This is a genomic window from Bacteroides mediterraneensis (assembly GCF_016900355.1).
Taxonomy (GTDB): Bacteria; Bacteroidota; Bacteroidia; order Bacteroidales; family Bacteroidaceae; genus Phocaeicola.
In genome coordinates, this window is the sequence record NZ_JACJKA010000006.1 from 1 (window position 1) to 20,614 (window position 20,614).

Genomic DNA, 20,614 nt, shown 5'->3' on the forward strand with positions numbered 1-20,614 from the left:
ATTATCGTTGGAGGTATAGTTTTTAAACATTATCTTTGGGATATATTGCTTGATTCCCTAAGATACGAAAAATTAGGGAGACGGGCAAGTCCTGACTGAGCGAAGTTTGGGCTTGCCCGATTTTTTTGCAGACACAAAAAAGGCCATCTCAAATTTTATTTCAATTTTGAGACGGCCTCTTTTTTGTTATTTTCAGGTGTCTGAGAAACCGTGTCAAAAACGCAAGGGCGTTTCAACTCAAACGCCCTTGCGTTTTGATCAAAATGTACTTGCGTTTTAAGTAAAACGTCCTTGCGTTTTCTTCCAAACGCAAGTGCGTTTTTTCAGGTCCTCAAAAAATCACTTCATATCCACTTGTGGCACATCTTTCAGGCTCTTTTCAATGTCTTCTTCCGTCAAGGAATAATTGGTCAGGTTGCCCGACAGATACTGGTCGTATGCGCTCATATCAATCAGCCCGTGACCGGACAGGTTGAAGAGGATGACTTTTTCTTCGCCAGTTTTCTTGCATTTTTCAGCCTCCTGAATGGTGGCGGCAATGGCATGGCAAGATTCCGGAGCCGGAATGATACCTTCGGCCTGGGCAAACAGGCAACCCGCCTTGAAGGTGTCGAGCTGTTCGATGTCGACTGCTTCCATCAAGTGGTCTTTCATCAGCTGGGAAACGATGACACCTGCTCCATGGTAGCGGAGACCTCCGGCGTGAATGTTGGCCGGGGTAAAGTTGTGTCCCAGGGTGAACATCGGCAACAGCGGGGTATAGCCGGCTTCGTCACCGAAGTCATATTCAAATTTACCGCGGGTCAGCTTCGGGCAGGAAGCCGGTTCAGCGGCAATATAACGTGTTTTCTTTCCTTCCAGGATGGTGTGGCGCATGAACGGGAAACTGATGCCGCCGAAGTTGGAACCACCGCCGAAGCATCCGATGATGATGTCGGGATATTCTCCGGCCATGGCCATCTGCTTTTCAGCTTCCAGTCCGATAATCGTTTGATGCAGGGTTACGTGGCTTAATACCGAGCCAAGGGTATATTTACAGTTCGGGGTGGTACGTGCCAGTTCGATGGCTTCTGAGATGGCCGTACCCAGTGAACCTTGGTGGTTCGGGCATTTGGTCAGGATATTTTTTCCGGCGCGGGTAGACATGGACGGGGAAGGAGTAACTTGTGCCCCGAAGGTCTGCATGATGCTGCGTCGGTAAGGTTTCTGTTCATAGCTGATTTTTACCTGATAAACGGCGGCTTCCAGTCCGAATACCTTAGCGGCGTAGGCCAAGGCGGCACCCCATTGTCCGGCTCCCGTTTCGGTCGTGATGTTCGTCACCCCTTCCTTCTTGCAGTAGTAAGCCTGTGCCAAGGCTGAGTTCAGCTTGTGTGAGCCGATGGGGCTGACGCTTTCGTTCTTGAAGTAGATGTGGGCAGGTGTACCGATGGCCTTTTCCAGTCCGTAGGCACGTACCAGTGGGGTACTGCGGTAGTATTTGTACATTTCTCTCACCTCTTCCGGAATCTCAATCCACGTATCGGTCTGGTTCAGTTCCTGGTGGCAGAGTTCCTTGGCGAAAATGGGATAAAGGTCTTCGGGTTTCAACGGCTCTTTGGTAGCCGGGTTCAGCGGCGGCATGGGTTTGTTGACCATGTCGGCTTGAATGTTATACCAATATTTTGGTATTTCATCTTCAGGTAAGATGAATCTTTTCTGTCTGTTACTCATAATTACTTACTTTTTTTAAGGTTTCGCCAAAAATATGGAAATAAATGATAACAAACAACTCATTTTACTTTTTTCTTATCACTTTTTGTCGCGATGCCGGATTCTGGCAGATTTCCGGTATCGTGCCGTTCAAGTATATGGATTTTTCCATACATTTGTAGCCGTAGCTCAAAATGATATGACCGATGGACTATTGGGAACGACTTTACTTATATAAGAAAAAGCTGCTGGTGCCGCGCATCAACCGGTTGCTCAACTGGGTAATGGGAGTGAATTTCCTGTGTGGAGTGGTTTTTCTGCTCGCCATCGTCTATGAATATGGCTTCCGTATCTCGGCAGGAGAACAGGCGGCAATCCATACGGTGTATCATGTGCTTTGGGTGATTTTCCTGTTGAGCACCACGGTGCAGATTTTGTTCCGTCAGGAAGATTCACCCTTTAAGTTTACTCCTTGGACCTGGATACTGACCATTTTACTTTATCTCACGCTGTTGCCTGTCGTCTTCAAGAAACCGGAGGAGGGCACAGGAGTATATTGGGTGTGGGTATTCTTCCATCACAATTATTATAAAGGAGCGGTGTTGCTGCTGCTTTCGTTCTCGCAGCTCTCGGGCATATTGGTCCGGTTGTTAGGCAAGCGAACGAATCCCTCGCTGATTCTGGCCGGCAGTTTTTTAGTATTCATTTTCGTAGGAACCGGGTTGCTGATGCTGCCTCGGGCCACTTATCAAGGTATTTCTTTCATTGATGCGCTGTTCACAGCCACGAGTGCCACCTGCGTGACGGGATTGGTCACGGTGGATGTGCCTTCCACCTTTACGCTGGAAGGACAGGTATTGATTATTCTGCTGATTCAGATTGGCGGTTTGGGAGTGATGACGCTGACCAGCTTTTTTGCCATGTTCTTCATGGGAAACACTTCGCTCTACAATCAGCTGATGGTGGGCGACATGATCAGTTCCAATTCATTGAATTCTCTTCTCTCTACCTTATTATATATATTAGGGTTTACGCTGGCCATTGAAGGGGTGGGGATGATGGTCATCTGGTTCAGCATTCACGGTACATTGGATATGAATCTGCGGGAAGAACTTTTTTTCTCGGCCTTCCATTCCGTGTCGGCTTTCTGTAATGCCGGTTTTTCTACCTTGCCCGGCGGAATGAGTAACCCGGCCGTCATGCAGCATCACAACCTGCTCTATATCACGTTGGGGGTACTGATTGCACTGGGGGGTATCGGCTTTCCTATTTTGGTCAACCTCTATGAAACTGTGGCCTATTATCTGGCGTACCTGAAATGGAGGGTAGTGCATCGTTCGGCGAGGTTCCGCAAGAAAGTGCATTTGTATAATCTGAATACCAGGATTGTGCTGGTCGCTACAGCCATTCTGCTGGTAGGAGGTACATTGGTCATTGCCGCCTTAGAGTGGAATCATTCGTTTACGGGCATGCCGGTGGTTGATAAGTGGGTGCATGCTTTTTTCAATTCTTCCTGTCCGCGTACGGCAGGCTTTGCCAGTGTGAGTCTTACTTCCCTGTCGTTGCAGACGTTGCTGCTCATGGTGGTACTGATGGTGATAGGAGGAGGCACACAGTCTACGGCTGGCGGAGTGAAAGTCAACGTGTGTGCCGTGGTATTGCTCAACCTGTGGGCGGTGATACGCGGTTCCGACCGGGTAGCCATTTTGCGGAGAGAACTTTCGCACGATTCCATCCGGCGTTCCAATGCGGCCATGATGCTCTATCTTTTCCTGGCTTTCGGGGCCATTTTCATATTGAGTATGTTAGAGCCTCAGGCCAGCCTGCTGGCCATCATATTTGAATGCGTGTCGGCCTTGAGCACTGTAGGTTCCAGCCTGAACCTGACCCCTACATTAGGTGATTCCAGCAAGTTGCTGGTCATTCTGATGATGTACGTGGGACGTGTGGGAGCATTTACCTTGCTCACCGGACTGGTGCGGCAGGAAAGAAAACGAAATTACAAATATCCAAGTGACAACATTATCATCAACTGACGTATGAAATATCTGATTATTGGTTTGGGACATTACGGAGGCATGCTGGCCATGGAGCTGACGGCCATGGGACATGAAGTGGCCGGAGCGGACATCAACAGCCAGCATGTAGATTGTGTGAAAGACCGCATGGCGACTTCATTTGTGCTGGATGCCACGGACGAAACAGCCCTTTCCGTACTTCCCTTGAAGAGTGTGGATGCAGTCATTGTGGCGATAGGCGACAATTTCGGAGCTTCAGTCCGCATCGTGTCGCTGCTGAAGAAACTGAAAGTGAAACATATCTATGCCCAGGCGGTCGACGAGATACACAAGGCCGTGCTGGAGGCTTTTTCTATCGACCGTATTCTGACTCCGGAACAGGATGCCGCCCGTTTGCTGGCCCAGCAGCTGGAGCTGGACGGAGGGGCCGAACTGTTTCAGATTGATGAGAACACCTATGTGTTCAAGTTTGTAGTTCCTTCCAAATTGGTGGGTTATCATCTGAACGAACTGAACCTGGAACAGGAATTCGAGATGAAGCTTATTTCACTGGTACGTGGAAAGAAGGTGCAGAATTTCTTAGGAATCTCCGTCTTTGAGCGGGAAGTTTCCAATACCTTTCCCGAAGACTATGAATTGCAGCAGGGCGACGCACTGGTATGCTATGGTCCCTATGCCCGCTTCATGCAATTCTGGAAATCCGTCCGTTAATATTCTTAGCGGATGTTTCTCTTGTTCAGTGCCTGCTGGTAACGTCGCGCGTTGGCCTGATGTTCTGCAAAGGTGGCGGCAAAATTATGCGTTCCTGAGAAATCTTCCTTTGCACACATGTAGAGATAGTCATGCTGTGCATGGTTCAACACGCTTTCTATTCCCTGAATGGACGCTATGCGGATAGGGCCGGGAGGGAGTCCGGTGTGCTTGTAGGTGTTATATGGGCTGTCGGCTTCCAGGTGTTTGTGAAGGATGCGTCGCAGACCGAATTCCTGTAGGCTGAATTTCACGGTAGGGTCGGCTTGCAGCGGCATGTCGGCTTGCAGGCGGTTCAGATAGAGTTCGGCTACCATCGGCATTTCAGCCCGGTTGGCCGTTTCTTCCTCCACGATGGAGGCCAGGGTGCTTACTTCTACCGGAGTCAGTCCGGCAGCCTTTGCTTTTGCCTTCCGTTCGTCATTCCAGAAGTGGTTGTATTCTTTCTTCATGCGCTGGAAGAAATCTTTGGCCTGCGTGTTCCAGTACACTTCGTAGGTATTCGGAATGAAGAGTGCCGGGAGTGTTTCGTAAGTGAATCCCAAAGAATCGCAGAAGCTGCTGTCGCACATCAGCGTGAAAATTTCGGTCGAGTCGGCCATGAGCTGGCGGTCCAGTGAGTGCGCCAGGCGGGCCAGTGTACGGACGTTGGGGATGGTTACCTTGACCGGTGTCTGATATCCGCTGCTGAGGCGGCGGAACAAAGTCAAGGTGTTGGTATGCGCATCAAAGCGGTAAGCCCCGGTATGGATGTATTGGTCGTACGACTTGAAGCGCGACAACATCCGGAAGCCAGCCAGGTTTTTGCCGTGCAGGTCGCGTTGCAGTTTCACATAGACAGAGTCGGCCGTATCGTCACGGTCTATATAAATAAAGGTAGGCTGTGTGAGATGAAGCGGTCGGTTGAACAGCAGGCAGCAGATGCTGATGATTCCTGCTAAAAGGATGGCCGCAATGACAGCCCAAATGATAATCCGTTTTTTAGAATGCATATTGAATAAATTTGGATGCAAAAGTAGTAAGAAAACTTTGTATCTGGTATCAGGAGAGGGAAAGAATGTTCAAATTTCCTCCATAAAGTGGTCTGTTGTACACCTGATGAGGATGAAATTTTTCTACTTTTGTAAAATAACAACGACAAAAAAATCAATAAGTATGAAAAATGCAATTCTTGGGTTGGCTCTTTTTGCCGCAATGCCTTTGTTTGCACAACAGAAGGCAACCGTGACTGTTCACCCGGAACAGGGAAAACAAATTATTAATAAAGAAATCTACGGCCAGTTTGCCGAACATTTGGGCACCTGTATTTATGGAGGCCTTTGGGTGGGAGAAGATTCTCCGATTCCGAACATCAACGGGTATCGTAAGGACGTGTTCGAGGCGTTGAAAGCCTTGAAGGTGCCGGTGCTCCGTTGGCCGGGAGGATGTTTTGCCGATGAATACCATTGGATGGACGGCATCGGTCCGCGTGAAAAACGTCCGCGTATGGTCAACAACAACTGGGGTGGAACTGTGGAAGACAACAGTTTCGGTACACACGAATTCCTGAACCTGTGCGAAATGTTAGGATGTGAACCTTACATCAGCGGAAATGTAGGTAGCGGAAGCGTGGAAGAAATGGCCAAGTGGGTGGAATACATGACCTCTGAGCAGGGAAGCCCGATGGCAAAACTGAGAAAGGAAAACGGACGCGAAAAGCCGTGGAAGGTGAAATATTTCGGCGTCGGAAATGAAAGCTGGGGCTGCGGAGGTAGCATGCGCCCGGAATATTATTCCGATTTGTATCGCCGTTATTCCACTTATTGCCGCAACTACGACGGCAACCGCCTGTTTAAGATTGCCAGTGGAGCCAGCGATTATGACTACAACTGGACCGAGGTACTGATGCAGAACATCGGACATCGGATGGACGGTATCTCCTTACATTATTATACAGTGTTAGGATGGAACGGCAGCAAGGGATCGGCTACCAAGTTCAACGACGAGGATTATTACTGGACAGTGGGCAAGTGCCGTGAAATTGAAGATGTGCTGAAGCGTCATATCGCCATCATGGATAAATACGACCCGCAGAAACAGATCGGACTGATGGTCGATGAATGGGGAACCTGGTGGGATGAAGAACCGGGCACCATTAGCGGTCACCTTTACCAGCAGAACACCCTGCGCGATGCGTTTGTGGCTTCTTTGAGTCTGGATATTTTCCATAAGTACACCGACCGTATCAAGATGACCAATATCGCGCAGGTGGTCAATGTGCTTCAGTCCATGATTCTGACCAAAGACGACAAGATGGTGCTGACTCCGACCTATTATGTGTTCCAGATGTATAATGTGCATCAGGATGCTACTTATCTGCCGCTGGACTTACAGTGTGAGCGGAAAATTGTACGCGACGACCGCATTGTGCCGATGGTCAGTGCCACCGCTTCACGTGACAAAGCCGGTGTGATTCATGTATCCTTGTCGAACATCGACCTGAAAGAATCGCAGGATATTACGCTGACTTTGGGTGACGTGAAAGCCAAATCAGTGACCGGCCGCATTCTTACTTCAGCGAACATCGATGACTACAACACGTTTGAACAGCCTGACAAAGTGAAACTGGCAGACTTCAAGGGTGCCAAGCTGACCAAGAACGGGTTGGAAATCAAGCTGCCAGCCAAGTCTATCGTGACGCTGGAAATCAAGTAAAATCTTAATATAGGACTTCAATCCGATATGCGGATTGAAGTCTAAGTGCTGAAAATCAAAAATATATCGTTTCCTGAATTCCTGTTTTTACTATGGGGGATTCAGGAAGCAATGTATTTGTTTTTGTAACTTCTTTGTAACAGGGTGTTACATTTTCTTTAAGTGGATGACATCTATTTGTAATACCAATTCAAGACCTTTGCAGTGTCAAAAAACAAAATTCCAAATCAAACGAAAATGAGAAATCGAATTTCATGGTTGTTGATGGCATGTGCTTGTGTGGCGATGCCAACTTTTGCTGAGAGTAATCCCGGCAAGTCGGAATCGGCCGAGAAAAAAGGTGCGGCTATTATTACCATCTATTCTGATGTACATTCCGGTTTTGGACATGTAAATGACGAAAGAGGGTTTGGATTGGATCGGGCGTATCTGGGTTATCAATACAATTTGCCTCACGGTTTGCAGATGAAAGCAGTGGTAGACTTCGGTCAGTCACAGGATGTAGGTGATTATCACCGCATCGGCTATATCAAGAATGCGCAAATCACGTGGAAGCAAAAAGGCTGGACACTGAATGCCGGATTGATCAGTACCACGCAGTTCAAGCTGCAGGAAGATTTCTGGGGCAAACGCTATGTGATGAAATCTTTCCAGGATGAATACAAATTCGGAAGCAGTGCCGATTTGGCTTTTTCAGCAGCTTATCAGTTCAACAAGGTGGTGGCAGCCGATGTGATTGTAGCCAATGGTGAAGGGTATAAGAAAGTTCAGGTGAAAGACGGACTTCAGTATGGAGCCGGTGTGACGGTGACTCCGGTAAAAGGACTGGTGATTCGTGCTTACGGTTCTTTCAATGAAGCTTCGGAAGATAACCTGAAAGGCATTACCAATCTGGCGGCCTTTGTGGGTTATAAAAATGAGGCCTTCTCGGTAGCAGCTGAATATAACTACCAGACCAATGCCAAGTATGTGGACAATCACGACCAGGATGGTATCTCGGTTTACGCTTCGGCTCAACTGAACAAGAAGATTGGCTTGTTCGGGCGTTGGGACCGCCTTTCTTCCAAAACGGATTGGAACAAGGCTGACGATGGGATGGCCGGTATGTTAGGAGCCGAATTCAAACTAGGCAAGTACGTGAAACTGGCACCGAACTTCCGTCTGTGGGCACCGAAAGCCGATGGGGGTAAACTGGCCAGCTATCTGTACCTGAATGCTTCGTTTGCCATTTAAACCTGAGTAGAAAAACAAATAGATTCATAACTTCTATAAAATGTATAACACAATGAAAAAGTTTTATTTGCCTTTAATTGCTGGAGCGATGGCTTTGTCACTCGCAGCTTGTGGTGGACAGAAATCTGCTAATGGACGTGAATCCGTGGAACTGACTGGTGCAGGAGCCACTTTCCCCTTGCCATTTTATAATATGTCATTCGAAAACTACAATGCCGCTTCCGGCGACAAGGTGTCTTACGGAGGTATCGGTAGTGGCGGTGGTGTCCGCAACTTGAAAGACGGCATCGTAGACTTTGCGGGTAGTGATGCCTTCTTGAGCGATGACGAAATGAAAGAAATGCAGCCGGTGGTACACATCCCGACCTGTATGGGAGCCGTAGTGATGGCTTACAACTTGCCGGATGTCGTGAAACTGAACCTTTCAGGTGACGTGATTGCCGATATCTATGCCGGTAAGATTACCGACTGGAACGATGCGCGTCTGCAGAAACTGAATCCGGACGTGACATTGCCGGCTAAGAAGATTATCCTGGCTTATCGTTCAGACGGTAGTGGTACTACCTTTATCTTCACCGATTATCTGTCAAAAGTCAGCGAAAACTGGAAGAACACTTACGGAGCTGGAAAGACGGTCGACTTCCCGGTAGGACAGGCTGCCAAGGGTAATCCGGGTGTGGCTGGAATCATTGCACAGACTCCTTACTCATTAGGATACATCGGTTCTGAATATGCTTTCGCACAGAAGATTGCGTATGCCAGCGTATACAACAAACGCGGTGAACTGGTAACTCCTTCTACAGAAAGTATCTCAGCAGCTGCCGGTGACATTCCGCAGGATACCCGTTGCTCTATTACGGATGCCGATGCAGCCGGCGCTTATCCTATCAGCTGCTTCACTTGGTTGTTGATCTACAAGGAACAGCACTATGCAGAACGTTCTTTGGACCAGGCCAAAGCTACATTAGACTTGATGCAGTATATGCTGAGCGACAGCGTACAGCAGACTACCGCTACCGTACACTACGCTCCGCTGCCTAAGAAGGCCGTAGAGTTGAGTCTTCAGAATCTGAAAACTGTAACTTACGACGGACAGCCGATTCTTAAATAAACAGCTAAAAGGATAAGTTATGCAAGACAAGATTTTTAAAGTCTTACTTATCTTATCGGCGATTGTGATACCAGTCATTGGTGGGGGAATTATTTACTCCCTCACCGTTGACGCTTCTGGGGCTTTTGAAACCTTCGGTTTCTGGCACTTCATTTTCTCGGATGACTGGGTGACCACCGCCGGTAAAGAAAGTTATGGCGCTCTTCCTTTTATTACAGGTACACTGCTGACCACGATATTGGCCTTGCTGATGTGTATACCTTTTTCTCTTCCTGTTGCACTGTTTACCGGTGAGTATTTCCGCGGAAAGAAAATCGCTGCCATTTTGGGAACGGTGATTGATTTGCTGGCAGGTATTCCTTCTATTATCTATGGTTTGTGGGGATTCTACGTGCTTCGTACGGTGTTCATGCATTTGAACTTGTCGCCGCAAGGTTCCGGTATTCTGACTGCTTCGTTCGTATTGGCCATCATGATTGTGCCTTATGCGGCTTCATTGAGTTCAGAGTTCATCAAGATGGTGCCTTCCGATTTGAAGGAAGGAGCGTATGCCATGGGAGCCACCCGGGCAGAAGTCATCCGGCGAGTAATTTTCCCGATGGCAGGTTCCGGTATCTTTTCTTCTTATATTCTGGCGATTGGTCGTGCATTGGGAGAAACCATGACCGTGACCATGTTGATCGGAAACACGAACCAGATGCCTGATACGTTGCGTACCACGGGAAATACGATGGCGAGTATCATTGCCAACCAGTTTGGAGAAGCGGATGGCTTGAAACTGTCTTCCCTGATTGCCATCGGATTGCTGTTGTTCCTGATTACAGCGGTCATCAATATCATCGGTAAGATTCTGATTCGCCGTGCCCGTCATGTCTAACTCTCTAAAAAGAAGAATGTATGTTGTATGAAAATAATATAAAATTTCGTATCCTGAAAAGCCGGTTGCTTTACATCCTTGTATGTGTGCTGTCGGGTGTGACAGCCATTCCGTTGCTGGCCATACTGGGAGAAGTGCTGGTGAAAGGATGGAGACAGTTAGGGTGGTCGTTCATTACGGAAGCCACGCCGAATGCCTACAAGGCAATGATGGCCGCTTCAGCTGGAGAGGCTATTCCGGGAGGAATTGCCAATGGTATTATCGGTACTTTCCTGATGTTGATACTGGCAGCCGTGGTCGCCATTCCGGTGGGAATACTCTGTGGTATTTGTCTTTCAGAATACCGAAAAAGCTGGTTTGCGGTGATTGTCAGTTACCTGACCGACTTGCTGCAGGGAACCCCGTCCATCATTATTGGTATCATTACCTATATCTGGGTGGTAGTGCCGATGAAAGGCTATTCGGCCATTGCGGGAAGTGTGGCTTTGTTTATCATGATGCTGCCGTTGATAATCCGTTCTACGGAAGAGACTATGAAGGTACTTCCGGATACCCTGAAAGAAGCTGGTTTGGCTTTGGGGGGAAGCTACTGGCGGGTGATGCTGAAAGTGATGTTGCCCTCCGCATTGGGCAGTATCTTTACCGGTATCCTGCTGGCCATCTCGCGTGTGGTCGGTGAAACAGCCCCGCTGATGTTTACGGCATTGGGTGGTGCAGCCATCAGCTGGAACATGACCAAGCCGATGTCGGCCGTGCCGTTGCTGATTTGGGAATTCTTCAACGACCCGAACCTGCAGAGCCTGATATGGGGAGCTTCCCTGTTCCTGTTGACTTTTGTGTTATGTCTGAATTTATTAGCTAAACGAATTGCAAAGAAATGGAAAATATAAAGAATCCGATTCTCCAGATAAAAGATGTGTGTATCTCTTATACCAGCAGTGTGATGGCCGTGAAACATGTTTCGGCTGACATTGAAAAGAATACGATTACGGCCATCATGGGGCCTTCGGGATGTGGTAAGAGTACCTTGTTGCGTGCGGTGAACCGTATGCATGAGTTATACAAGAATATTCGTGTGACGGGTGAGATCCTGCTGAACGGCGAAAATGTGTTGCAGATGCATCCGATGGAAGAACGCCGCCGCATCGGTATGGTGTTCCAGCGTCCGAACCCGTTCCCGACCATGAACATTTACGACAATGTGCTGGCAGGATATATTCTGAACGGTATCCACCTGTCCAAGTCGCAGAAAGATGAGATTGTAGAACGTAACCTGCGGAACGTCTGTCTGTGGGATGAAGTGAAAGATTCCTTGACCAAACGAGGTACTTTCCTTTCCGGAGGACAGCAGCAGCGTTTGTGTATTGCCCGTTCGCTGGCGCTCCAGCCGGATGTATTGCTGATGGACGAACCGACTTCTGCCTTGGACCCGATTGCCACCAAGCACATTGAGGGGCTGATGGACCAGCTGAAGAAGGAGGTGACCATCTTGATTGTGACCCACAACATGTCGCAGGCGATGCGTATCTCCGACCGTTCCATGTTCATGTATATGGGTGAATTGATTGAATACGACGATACAGAAAAGATGTTCAAGAATCCGGTAGACGAACGTACCCGGGCTTATCTGACCGGTAAGATGGGATAATCCGGGAATCGATGACAGGTAAAAAAGAAAAGGGTTTGCATTTGGTTGCACACCCTTTCTTTTTATGGTTTTGTCAATTGATTTTTATTTGGCAGCCAGTACCTCCGGTTTGGCCTTGTCTGTTTGCAGGATGTGCCAAACCTCTTCTTCCGTGCCGGAGAAAGGACCGGATTTTTCCAGTTTGATGGTCGACATAGCCGCTGCAAAGCATCCGGCTTCTGCATAAGAAGCTCCTTTGTTGCGCATGTACAAGTAGCCGAGCACATAAGTATCTCCGCATCCCGTGGCATCTACCACTTCTTTCGGTGCGTAGGCCGGAATCTTGTAGAATTTGCCTTCAGCATAGATCAGACTTCCTAAGCTTCCTAATGTCAGCAACACTTCCTTTACTCCCCATTGAGCCAGCTGGCGAGCGGCCTGCATTGGATCCTTAAATCCGGTCAGTACTTCTGCTTCGTGTTCGTTGACTTTCAGAATGTCAATGTATTTCAAGGCTTTTTTCTTTTCATGCCAGTCTACAGGATAGACTTGTTCACCTTTCACTTCCCGCAAATATCCTTGTGCATCTACCGCCAAGGTTCCTTTCTGGGCCAGTTCTTTGACCACTTCCAATGGAAAATCGTCTGCCAGCAGACTTCCTAAATGGAAAATGCGAGCATTTTCATCCTTGAGGGCGTCGGCTGTGAAAGGATCAGCCTTGGCCAATACACGCTGTGAACGGTTGTCCTGGTTTTCTTCGTATGTATTTTCGAAGTATACCGTATGACGGCTCGGAAGAACTTCTACCTGAAGCCCTTCTTTTCTCATTTCTTCCACAATGCCGTATTCACTGGGTGCAACCGCTGTGACCAGTTTGTAGTTTTTGAAGTCATGTAACCGGCGGATACCGTGAGAGAAATAATAGGAAGTGCCTCCCGGCATGTAAGTAGTTTGTTTTGGAGTCACAATTTTGTCTAATGTAATGTGTCCGATGCAACAAATATCATTCATGGGTTGGTTTGTCTTTTTATGCGTTTGCAAAGATACGGATAATTTTACTGCCTGAGGAAACAGTTGGTGGATTTTTCTTCTGATTTTGTGTCTTATTTTTACGTATATCTCAATAAAAGAGGCAGTAAAGTATGGGTTTAATCAAACAAAATTTTAACTTTGAGCAGTTTGTTCTTTTCGGAAAGGTACATGGCGATGGCTTTCTGAGAAGAAAAAAATAGAAAAGAAAAAAGAAATTTAGAAATGGAAAAAATGAATGTGAAGCCCGCTGAAGGTAAGTTGGGCGTATTGTGTGTCGGTCTGGGAGCTGTGGCTACCACATTTATGACCGGCGTGTTAATGGTCCGCAAAGGGCTGGCCAAGCCGGTCGGTGCGATGACCCAGTATGACAAGATTCGTGTCGGACGCGGAAAGGACAAGAAATACCTGCATTATGGAGAGATTGTTCCGATGGCCCAGCTGGATGACATTGTATTTGGGGCATGGGATGTGTATCCCGCCAATGCGTATGAATCGGCAATGAATTGCGAGGTGTTGCGTGAAAAGGACATCCTCCCGGTAAAGGAGGAGTTGGAAAAGATTGTCCCGATGAAAGCCGCTTTCGATCGGAATTATGCGAAGCGTCTGGATGGGGATAATGTGAAAGATTGTGCCACCCGCTGGGAGATGGTGGAACAACTGCGGGAAGATATCCGCAAGTTTAAGGCGGAAAATGATTGCGCGCGCGTGGTGGTGCTGTGGGCAGCTTCCACCGAAATTTATGTGCCGGTTTGCGAAGAGGTGCATGGTACCTTGTCGGCTTTGGAGAATGCGATGAAGCAGGACGACCGGGAGCATGTGGCTCCTTCCATGTGTTATGCGTATGCGGCGCTGGCCGAAGGTGCCCCGTTCATCATGGGAGCTCCGAACACGACGGTGGATATTCCGGCGATGTGGGAAATGGCCGAAAAAACTAAAATGCCGATTGCAGGCAAGGATTTCAAGACCGGACAGACTTTGGTGAAATCAGGCTTTGCTCCGATTATCGGTACACGTTGTTTGGGATTGTCTGGATGGTTCTCGACCAATATTCTGGGTAATCGTGACGGACTGGTGTTGGATGAACCGGCTAACTTCCACACGAAAGAAGTGAGCAAGCTTTCTACCTTGGAATCCATTCTGGTGCCGGAAAATCAGCCGGACTTGTATGCTGATTATTACCATAAGGTACGTATTAATTATTATCCTCCCCGAAACGACAATAAGGAAGGCTGGGATAACATTGACATTTTCGGCTGGATGGGCTATCCAATGCAGATTAAGATTAATTTCCTGTGCCGTGACTCCATTTTGGCTGCTCCGCTGTGTCTGGACCTGGTGTTGTTGAGCGATTTGGCAATGCGTGCGGGCCGTTACGGCATCCAGCGTTTCTTGAGTTTCTTCCTGAAGAGCCCGATGCATGATTATACGGAAGGAGAGATTCCAATCAACCATTTGTTCCAGCAGTATGTCATGCTGAAAAATGCCTTGCGTGAGATGGGGGGATATGAAGCCGATGAAGAGATGGATTGATTCGCAAGAATTTCTTTGATAAATGTTTTTTAGGTCGGCGGTGAATGTCTTGTTCACCGCCGACTTTTTTGTCAGATGGAAGAAATTATATTCTATTATTCATAAAAAAAGGTAAGAATATCGTTTTTCAGGGAGTGAAATTTGTAAGAGACCTTTACACTATGTACTTTTACAAAATGGTTAAGTGCGTATTACTTAAGTATTAAATTCAAGTATGATAAAAAGATTGTTTTTTTTACTTGTCTTGTGTATGGGAGTTGTGAAACTTTCAGCGCAGATAACTGGAGTTGTGACGGACTCTGAAACAGGCGATCCTATTCCTTATTTGAATGTATATTATGATGGAAAAGGGGTAGGAACTATTACTGATATAGATGGACAATATACGATAGCTTTTCACTCCGGATGGACTAAACTGACTTTCTCAATGGTAGGTTATGCTACGGAGGTGCGTAATGTGTCGGCCAATACCAAGAAACTGGATGTGAAAATGAAGCCCGATTTGGTGTTGGATGAAGTCATTGTCAAGCCGAAGAAAGAGAAATATTCCCGGAAGAATAATCCGGCGGTGGAAATGATGAAGAAAGTCATTGCAGCCAAGAAGTTGAATGACTTGAGTGTCAACGACTTTTATCATTATAATAAGTATCAGAAGATTACTTTTTCGTTGAACAACATCACGACTGATTCTCTTCGGGAGTCTAATTTGTTCAAGAAGTATCCGTTCTTTCGCGACCAGGTAGAGGTTTGCGAGATAACGGGAAAGAACATATTGCCTATATCAGTGGATGAAACGGTGACAGAGAAGCTGTACCGTAAAAATCCTCATGACGAGAAGACATTGGTGAAGGGTATTAATTCTACGGGCGTGAACGAGCTGTTCAATACCGGTGATATGTTGTCTACCGTGCTGAAAGACGTGTTCCAGGATATTAATATCTATCAGGACCGTTTCCGTTTCCTTCAGTATCCTTTCGACAGTCCGATATCGAATGCCGGTATCAATTTCTATAAGTATTATATCATGGATACGGTGATGGTGGACCGTGAGAAATGTTTCCACCTGACTTTCGTACCCAATAACTCGCAGGACTTTGGTTTTACGGGACATTTGTATATCCTGGCTGATTCGACTTTCCGGGTGAATAAATGTGTCATGAATCTTCCTAAAAAAACCGACATCAACTTTGTGGACAACATGATTATCGAGCAGAAGTTCGGTCAGTTGGACACTGGAGAATGGGTACTGATGGAAGACGACATGGTGTGTGAGCTCTCTTATTTGAAGAAACTGCTGGGTTCGTTTCAGGTAAGGCGTACAACGCGTTACTCCGATTTTGGATTTGATGAAATCCCTGAGAAGATATTCAAGAAGAAGGGTGATGAGATAAAGGATGTGAATGCGATGATGCGCGATGATTCGTTTTGGAAAGAATATCGTCCGACGGAACTGACGAAGTCGGAAGATAATATGGACTCGTTTGTGGACAATCTTGCCAAAATCAAAGGATTCAAGTACATCATGTTTGTGGCGAAGGCTTTCATTGAAAACTTTGTGGAAACCGGAGTGAAAGGAAGGCCCAGCAAGGTGGATATCGGGCCGATCAATACCATGATATCCAGCAACTATATCGACGGACTTCGTTTGAGAGCTTCCGCACAGACTACAGCCAATCTGAATCCACACCTCTTTTTAAGAGGATATTATGCATACGGTTTTAAGGATGAAAAATCGAAATACAAGGCTGAGGTGGAATATTCTTTCAATAAGAAGGAATACCTGCCGCGTGAGTATCCGATTAATTCGTTGACTGTTTCGTATTCATACGATAACATGTTGCCGTCCGACAAGTTTATGGGGACAGACAAGGATAATGTGTTTACCTCTTTCAAGGTGACGACTGTCGACCAGTATAATTACGAACGGACAGCCAGCGTGAAATATGAGCTGGAAAAGGAGAGTGGATTGAAAACGACGTTGATGCTGAAACATACCAACCTGGAGGCCTGTGGAAAGTTGTTCTATCGTACCATGGCACAGGAAAATCTGTTGCAGCAGGCTTTGGCCTCGGGTGAACTGATGGGGACGGAGTGGGTGCATTCTCCTTATAATACCAAAGATTTCTCGGTGGCGGAGGCTACATTAGCTTTCCGTTATGCTCCGGGCGAAACGTTTGTCAATACCAAGCAACGCCGTTTGCCGATTAATCTTGATGCGCCGGTATTTACCTTGCAGCACACATTGGGGCTGAAAGGAGTATTGGGCAGTGATTATACGTACAACATGACGGAGGTAAGTCTTTACAAGCGCTGGTGGCTGAGTTCCTGGGGAAACATCGATACCTGTGTGAAGGGAGGAATCCAATGGAACAAGGTACCTTTCCCGCTGTTGATTATGCCGGCTGCCAATTTGTCTTATATTATTCAGGAGGAGACGTTCAACTTGATTAATAACATGGAGTTCCTGAACGACCGTTATGCCTCTTTGGATGTGTCATGGAATTTGCAGGGAAAGATTTTCAACCGTATTCCATTGCTGAAGAAACTGAAATGGCGTGAATTTATCGGCATAAAATGTTTATGGGGACAATTGACGGACAAGAATAATCCGTTGCTTCCTCAGAATGCCAGTGATACAGAGCTGATGCTCTTCCCGGGACATTACGATGCGGCTGGCAACTTCCATACCTCAAGTTATGTGATGGATCCTAAGAAGCCCTATGTAGAGATTAGTGCGGGCATTCATAACATCTTCAAACTGTTGCATGTGGAATATGTGCGCCGATTGAACTACAACGACCTGCCAACTGCCAGCAAATGGGGTATCCGCTTCATGATTCGAACGGTCTTCTAATTTTTACTAAATGCATGGACGGGTTTCAAACTTTTTGTAATTTTGTCATATAATCGAGGAATATATGGTAAAATCAGAAATACAAAGCGTGAAACTGCGGTTCGGCATTATCGGGAACTGTGAGGGGTTGAATCGGGCGATTGACGTGGCGATGCAGGTAGCACCTACGGATTTGTCTGTGTTGGTGACGGGTGAAAGCGGTGTCGGAAAGGAAAGTTTTCCGCAGATTATCCATCAGTTTAGTCGGCGGAAACACGGTCCGTATATTGCCGTGAACTGTGGAGCCATACCGGAAGGTACGATTGATTCGGAATTGTTCGGACACGAGAAAGGGGCTTTTACAGGGGCCATCAGTGACCGTAACGGATATTTTGCCGAGGCGAATGGAGGAACCATCTTTCTGGATGAAGTGGGAGAGTTGCCGCTTTCTACGCAGGCTCGTTTGCTTCGTGTACTGGAGACAGGAGAGTATATCAAGGTAGGTTCTTCCAAGGTGCAGAAAACGGATGTACGTATTGTGGCTGCCACGAATGTGGATTTCTCGGAAGCCATAGCCGACGGACGTTTTCGGGAAGACTTGTATTATCGTTTGAATACGGTACCTATCAAGGTGCCAGCTTTGCGTGAAAGACCGGACGATATTCCGCTCTTGTTCCGGAAGTTTGCTTCCGATTTTGCCGAAAAATACCGGATGCCGGCCATTCAGTTATCGGAGGATGCGCGCCGGATGCTGGTCTCTTATCCGTGGCCAGGCAACATCCGTCAGTTGAAAAACATTACGGAGCAAATTTCCATTATTGAAACCAATCGTGATATTACAGCTGATATTTTGCAGGGCTATCTGCCGGCACAGCCTGTGTCGAAATATCCTGCGCTCTTGGGAGGATTGAAGCCGGAAGGTGAAAAAAGTTTCCAAAGCGAGAGAGAAATTCTTTACCAAGTGCTGTTCGATATGCGCCGGGATGTGACCGAGTTGAAGAAACTTGTGCACGACATTATGGCGGAGCGGGCAGGTGAGGCCCCTATGCCTTCCACTTCTTCTACTCCGGTGCATTACATTCCGCAAACTCCCGTCAGCTTGATGCAGACCCCTTCGGTGGTGGTGAATCCGGTGACTGAAGTGGGAAAGGTTTCCAATGTGACTTCGGTAAGCAATGTTTCACCTGTGAATTCCGGCATGAAAGTCACTCCGGCAGAAGTATCGGATGTGCAGGACACGGAAGAATATGTGGAAGAAAATCTGTCGCTGGATGAGGTGGAGAAGGAGATGATTCGGAAAGCGCTGGAACGTCACCATGGAAAACGGAAAAATGCGGCGAATGATTTGAAAATATCAGAACGTACACTTTATAGAAAGATAAAAGAATATGGGCTTGAATAAGAAGTATATCAGCGTGATGAAATATGTACTTCCGGTGGTATTGTGCATTTTGACTGCCTGCACCGTGTCGTATAAGTTTAATGGTTCTTCCATTAATTATGATAAGGTGAAGACCATCAGTTTCCAGAACTTCCCGAACCGTTCGGCTGCCTTCGTTTGGGGCCCGATGGAGTCTATGTTCAATACGGCTTTGCAGGATAAATATATGCAGCAGACCCGTTTGAAACAGGTACGTCAGGGAGGAGACCTGGAACTCTCGGGTGAGATTACCAATTACGATGCCTATAATAAAGGAGTCGGTTCGGATGGTTATTCTACCATGGCAGAGCTGAGAATGACGGTGAACGTACGGTTTGTGAACAATTCGAACCATGCAGAAGATATCACTGACCAGCAGTTCACGGCCAGTCGTGAGTACAATGCCAGTCAGCAGCTGTCGTCTGTACAGGAAGAGCTGGTACAGCAAATGATTGACGAAATCGTAGAGCAGATATTCAATGCAACCGTAGCCAACTGGTAAGAGAATGATGATACAGCAGCGGTTACAGCAATGGATTGAGCATCCGGAGTCGTTGGATACGGAGAGTTTGTATGAACTGAAAAACCTCTTGGAACGTTATCCTTATTTTCAGACGGCCCGGATTTTGTATCTGAAGAATTTGTTTTTGTTGCACGACCCGTCTTTTCAAGATGAGTTGCGTAAGGGAGCTCTGTTCGTAGCCGATCTGAGCGTGTTGTTTTATGCCATCGAAGGAGAGCATTTTAAGATTAAGCAGCACGCGGAAACAGCTGATAATACGCCTGTGGTGGGCGCAGAAGACCGGACGTTGGACCTGATTGACCGTTTCCTTTCGGATACCTGTGGGGCTACGACGGATAATTTGCTTCCATTGCCGGCCGAAGCCGTGGATTATACTTCTGTGCTGGCAGAAGGACTTTCAACTGAGAAAACGGAATCAGCTCCTCTCAGGGGGCAGGAACTGATTGACAGCTTCATTGAAAAGGACTCCAAGGAAGAAGTGAAAAAAGAAGAACAACGTCTGGCAGATGCGTGGTCTCAGGAAATGCTTGCTTTGGAGGAATCAGGCGAGGAAGCATCCGAAAAAGAAGACGAACAGGAGCATACGGACGCGGAACAGCCTGAACCGGAGGACGAAGAAAATTATTTTACCGAAACCTTGGCTAAAATTTATGTTAAACAGCAGAGATATGATAAGGCGCTGGAAATTATTAAAAAATTAAATTTGAAATATCCGAAAAAAAATACTTACTTTGCAGACCAAATTAGGTTTTTAGAGAAGTTGATTATTAACGCTAAATCAAAATAAAAGAAAATGTATTTATTATTTGTCGTATTAATGGTACTCGCAGCTGTATTGATGTGCTTCGTGGTATTGATACAGAATTCTAAAGGAGGAGGTCTTTCTTCCAGCTTTGCATCTTCCAATCAGATTATGGGAGTTCGCAAGACAACTGATTTTATTGAAAAACTGACTTGGGGATTGGCTGCATTTATGGTAATTGTCAGCGTAGCTACTGCATACGTGGTTCCTTCTCAGACCGAAGGTTCTTCAGTCATCATGGACCAGGCAGTGAAAGAACAGAAAACTAATCCGTTGAATGCTCCTGCAGGTTTTGCTGCTCCTCAGAAAGACGCAGCTGCTACAACTGCTCCGGCTGCTGCAACTGATTCTACCAAGAAGTGAGAATAAAAAAATAGTAGACAAAATGAGGGCTGATTAGCTCATTCATTTTGGGCGAGAAAACGGAAATCCGGAGGATAATTACCACGGCTTTCCGTTTTCTTTTTTTGTG

Annotated in this window: 17 protein-coding genes; 14 read left to right on the forward strand and 3 right to left on the reverse strand. The window is 46.9% G+C overall.

Annotated features, from left to right (window positions below):
• Positions 1 to 339 precede the first annotated feature (339 nt).
• Complete coding sequence (locus H6A28_RS05050; protein ID WP_204479189.1) at positions 340 to 1,713, reverse strand: TrpB-like pyridoxal phosphate-dependent enzyme; 1,374 nt, start codon at positions 1,711 to 1,713, stop codon at positions 340 to 342.
• Positions 1,714 to 1,898: 185 nt separating this feature from the next.
• Here H6A28_RS05050 and H6A28_RS05055 point away from each other — a divergent pair, with 185 nt between their 5' ends.
• Together H6A28_RS05055 and H6A28_RS05060 are read left to right on the forward strand one after the other, a co-directional pair.
• Positions 1,899 to 3,728: a TrkH family potassium uptake protein gene (locus H6A28_RS05055; RefSeq protein WP_204479191.1), complete on the forward strand. Its 1,830-nt coding sequence runs from the start codon at positions 1,899 to 1,901 to the stop codon at positions 3,726 to 3,728.
• A gap of 3 nt (positions 3,729 to 3,731) precedes the next feature.
• On the forward strand, positions 3,732 to 4,421 hold the full coding sequence (locus H6A28_RS05060; RefSeq protein ID WP_204476745.1) for a potassium channel family protein: 690 nt from the start codon (positions 3,732 to 3,734) through the stop codon (positions 4,419 to 4,421).
• 5 nt (positions 4,422 to 4,426) lie between these two features.
• Here H6A28_RS05060 and mltG read toward each other — a convergent pair whose 3' ends face one another.
• On the reverse strand, positions 4,427 to 5,452 hold the full coding sequence (mltG, locus tag H6A28_RS05065) for an endolytic transglycosylase MltG (RefSeq protein ID WP_204479193.1): 1,026 nt from the start codon (positions 5,450 to 5,452) through the stop codon (positions 4,427 to 4,429).
• 163 nt (positions 5,453 to 5,615) lie between these two features.
• Here mltG and H6A28_RS05070 point away from each other — a divergent pair, with 163 nt between their 5' ends.
• The 6 genes from H6A28_RS05070 (at position 5,616) to pstB (ending at position 12,023) form a co-directional block, all read left to right on the forward strand.
• Positions 5,616 to 7,154, forward strand: a complete 1,539-nt coding sequence (locus tag H6A28_RS05070; RefSeq protein ID WP_204476749.1) for an alpha-N-arabinofuranosidase — start codon at positions 5,616 to 5,618, stop codon at positions 7,152 to 7,154.
• Positions 7,155 to 7,391: 237 nt separating this feature from the next.
• Positions 7,392 to 8,387 carry a hypothetical protein gene (locus tag H6A28_RS05075; RefSeq protein WP_204476750.1) on the forward strand — a complete coding sequence of 332 codons (996 nt, stop codon included), beginning with the start codon at positions 7,392 to 7,394 and terminating at the stop codon, positions 8,385 to 8,387.
• Between the two features lie 52 nt (positions 8,388 to 8,439).
• Entirely contained in the window at positions 8,440 to 9,498 is a 1,059-nt protein-coding gene (pstS, locus tag H6A28_RS05080; RefSeq protein ID WP_204479195.1) for a phosphate ABC transporter substrate-binding protein PstS, read from the forward strand.
• Between the two features lie 19 nt (positions 9,499 to 9,517).
• On the forward strand, positions 9,518 to 10,375 hold the full coding sequence (gene pstC / locus H6A28_RS05085) for a phosphate ABC transporter permease subunit PstC (RefSeq protein ID WP_204479197.1): 858 nt from the start codon (positions 9,518 to 9,520) through the stop codon (positions 10,373 to 10,375).
• A 20-nt stretch (positions 10,376 to 10,395) separates the two neighbouring features.
• A complete protein-coding gene (pstA, locus tag H6A28_RS05090; RefSeq protein ID WP_204476756.1) occupies positions 10,396 to 11,265 on the forward strand; it encodes a phosphate ABC transporter permease PstA in 870 nt (289 codons plus the stop codon).
• Positions 11,253 to 12,023: a phosphate ABC transporter ATP-binding protein PstB gene (gene pstB / locus H6A28_RS05095; protein ID WP_204476757.1), complete on the forward strand. Its 771-nt coding sequence runs from the start codon at positions 11,253 to 11,255 to the stop codon at positions 12,021 to 12,023. Before pstA ends, pstB begins: the two co-directional genes overlap by 13 nt.
• 84 nt (positions 12,024 to 12,107) lie before the next feature.
• On the opposite strand, the gene H6A28_RS05100 is transcribed toward pstB, so the two are convergent.
• The gene (locus tag H6A28_RS05100) at positions 12,108 to 13,013 is read right to left on the reverse strand and encodes a PfkB family carbohydrate kinase (protein WP_204476759.1); all 906 of its coding nucleotides are present in this window, start codon (positions 13,011 to 13,013) and stop codon (positions 12,108 to 12,110) included.
• Positions 13,014 to 13,256: 243 nt separating this feature from the next.
• Here H6A28_RS05100 and H6A28_RS05105 point away from each other — a divergent pair, with 243 nt between their 5' ends.
• The 6 genes from H6A28_RS05105 (at position 13,257) to secG (ending at position 20,505) form a co-directional block, all read left to right on the forward strand.
• Complete coding sequence (locus H6A28_RS05105; protein WP_204479198.1) at positions 13,257 to 14,564, forward strand: inositol-3-phosphate synthase; 1,308 nt, start codon at positions 13,257 to 13,259, stop codon at positions 14,562 to 14,564.
• A gap of 250 nt (positions 14,565 to 14,814) precedes the next feature.
• Positions 14,815 to 17,418: a DUF5686 family protein gene (locus tag H6A28_RS05110; RefSeq protein ID WP_430641264.1), complete on the forward strand. Its 2,604-nt coding sequence runs from the start codon at positions 14,815 to 14,817 to the stop codon at positions 17,416 to 17,418.
• Positions 17,419 to 17,482: 64 nt separating this feature from the next.
• Positions 17,483 to 18,799: a sigma-54 interaction domain-containing protein gene (locus H6A28_RS05115; protein ID WP_204479201.1), complete on the forward strand. Its 1,317-nt coding sequence runs from the start codon at positions 17,483 to 17,485 to the stop codon at positions 18,797 to 18,799.
• On the forward strand, positions 18,786 to 19,319 hold the full coding sequence (gene lptE, locus H6A28_RS05120; protein ID WP_204476766.1) for an LptE family protein: 534 nt from the start codon (positions 18,786 to 18,788) through the stop codon (positions 19,317 to 19,319). Before H6A28_RS05115 ends, lptE begins: the two co-directional genes overlap by 14 nt.
• 7 nt (positions 19,320 to 19,326) lie before the next feature.
• Positions 19,327 to 20,127 carry a tetratricopeptide repeat protein gene (locus H6A28_RS05125; RefSeq protein ID WP_204476772.1) on the forward strand — a complete coding sequence of 267 codons (801 nt, stop codon included), beginning with the start codon at positions 19,327 to 19,329 and terminating at the stop codon, positions 20,125 to 20,127.
• Between the two features lie 6 nt (positions 20,128 to 20,133).
• The gene (gene secG, locus H6A28_RS05130) at positions 20,134 to 20,505 is read left to right on the forward strand and encodes a preprotein translocase subunit SecG (RefSeq protein WP_204476768.1); all 372 of its coding nucleotides are present in this window, start codon (positions 20,134 to 20,136) and stop codon (positions 20,503 to 20,505) included.
• Positions 20,506 to 20,614 lie beyond the last annotated feature (109 nt).

Excerpts from the sequence above, each read along its gene's own strand:
- H6A28_RS05050 (WP_204479189.1), bottom strand. The coding sequence starts at position 1,713 with ATGAGTAACAGACAGAAAAGATTCATCTTACCTGAAGATGAAATACCA.
- H6A28_RS05055 (WP_204479191.1), top strand. The coding sequence starts at position 1,899 with ATGGACTATTGGGAACGACTTTACTTATATAAGAAAAAGCTGCTGGTG.
- H6A28_RS05060 (WP_204476745.1), top strand. The coding sequence starts at position 3,732 with ATGAAATATCTGATTATTGGTTTGGGACATTACGGAGGCATGCTGGCC.
- mltG (WP_204479193.1), bottom strand. The coding sequence starts at position 5,452 with ATGCATTCTAAAAAACGGATTATCATTTGGGCTGTCATTGCGGCCATC.
- H6A28_RS05070 (WP_204476749.1), top strand. The coding sequence starts at position 5,616 with ATGAAAAATGCAATTCTTGGGTTGGCTCTTTTTGCCGCAATGCCTTTG.
- H6A28_RS05075 (WP_204476750.1), top strand. The coding sequence starts at position 7,392 with ATGAGAAATCGAATTTCATGGTTGTTGATGGCATGTGCTTGTGTGGCG.
- pstS (WP_204479195.1), top strand. The coding sequence starts at position 8,440 with ATGAAAAAGTTTTATTTGCCTTTAATTGCTGGAGCGATGGCTTTGTCA.
- pstC (WP_204479197.1), top strand. The coding sequence starts at position 9,518 with ATGCAAGACAAGATTTTTAAAGTCTTACTTATCTTATCGGCGATTGTG.
- pstA (WP_204476756.1), top strand. The coding sequence starts at position 10,396 with ATGTTGTATGAAAATAATATAAAATTTCGTATCCTGAAAAGCCGGTTG.
- pstB (WP_204476757.1), top strand. The coding sequence starts at position 11,253 with ATGGAAAATATAAAGAATCCGATTCTCCAGATAAAAGATGTGTGTATC.
- H6A28_RS05100 (WP_204476759.1), bottom strand. The coding sequence starts at position 13,013 with ATGAATGATATTTGTTGCATCGGACACATTACATTAGACAAAATTGTG.
- H6A28_RS05105 (WP_204479198.1), top strand. The coding sequence starts at position 13,257 with ATGGAAAAAATGAATGTGAAGCCCGCTGAAGGTAAGTTGGGCGTATTG.
- H6A28_RS05110 (WP_430641264.1), top strand. The coding sequence starts at position 14,815 with ATGGGAGTTGTGAAACTTTCAGCGCAGATAACTGGAGTTGTGACGGAC.
- H6A28_RS05115 (WP_204479201.1), top strand. The coding sequence starts at position 17,483 with ATGGTAAAATCAGAAATACAAAGCGTGAAACTGCGGTTCGGCATTATC.
- lptE (WP_204476766.1), top strand. The coding sequence starts at position 18,786 with ATGGGCTTGAATAAGAAGTATATCAGCGTGATGAAATATGTACTTCCG.
- H6A28_RS05125 (WP_204476772.1), top strand. The coding sequence starts at position 19,327 with ATGATACAGCAGCGGTTACAGCAATGGATTGAGCATCCGGAGTCGTTG.
- secG (WP_204476768.1), top strand. The coding sequence starts at position 20,134 with ATGTATTTATTATTTGTCGTATTAATGGTACTCGCAGCTGTATTGATG.